This is a genomic window from Mesorhizobium sp. M8A.F.Ca.ET.208.01.1.1, from assembly GCF_004791315.1.
GTDB lineage: Bacteria > Pseudomonadota > Alphaproteobacteria > Rhizobiales > Rhizobiaceae > Mesorhizobium.
The window spans coordinates 1-480 of sequence record NZ_SRUT01000049.1 but is presented as its reverse complement, the minus strand read 5'-3'; the positions used below and the strand labels follow the sequence as shown (position 1 = coordinate 480).

At 57.9% G+C, this 480-nt stretch carries 1 protein-coding gene; it reads left to right on the top strand.

The annotated features are described in order from the left end of the window. On the top strand, positions 1 to 213 hold a 213-nt coding region (locus tag EN851_RS36840), incomplete at its 5' end, for a hypothetical protein (RefSeq protein WP_210234951.1). Positions 214 to 480 lie beyond the last annotated feature (267 nt).

Sequence of the window (480 nt, the reverse complement as noted above, 5' to 3'; positions counted from 1 at the left end):
ATCGACATGGTGCGATCGCGTAAGCCCCTTGGCAGGCGCACCCGAGGCCTTATTTCGAACTCGGATGGGGCGACCTCTTTGGAGATCGCCATGGGCAATAAATATCCGTTCGTTGAAGACACCCTTGGCAAAAATATCTTTCAGTGCACGCGCCGCGCCGTTCTCGACGTCGCCGAGTTGATAGAGCGGCTCGCATTGGGGGCTGATCAATGATCGGAACCTGCAGTTCACCAACCATGCGATGACGCCGAGCAGCGGAAGGGGTGGACGCCGTGTCCGTAGCAGTGGCCCGACAGTTCCGCGTTGGGGGCGTTGAGTTTGAACCGCCGGGCCTAACCGACTCGGTGCGGAGAGTCGGCTAACGTAGAGGCTAAATTAGCATCCTTGCATTAATATACATTTTTATGCCTTTTCCACCGGTTTCGCAAGGAACTCGCCGGGCGAGGCCCCCAACTACAGCCTCAAGCCCGACGAGCTGCC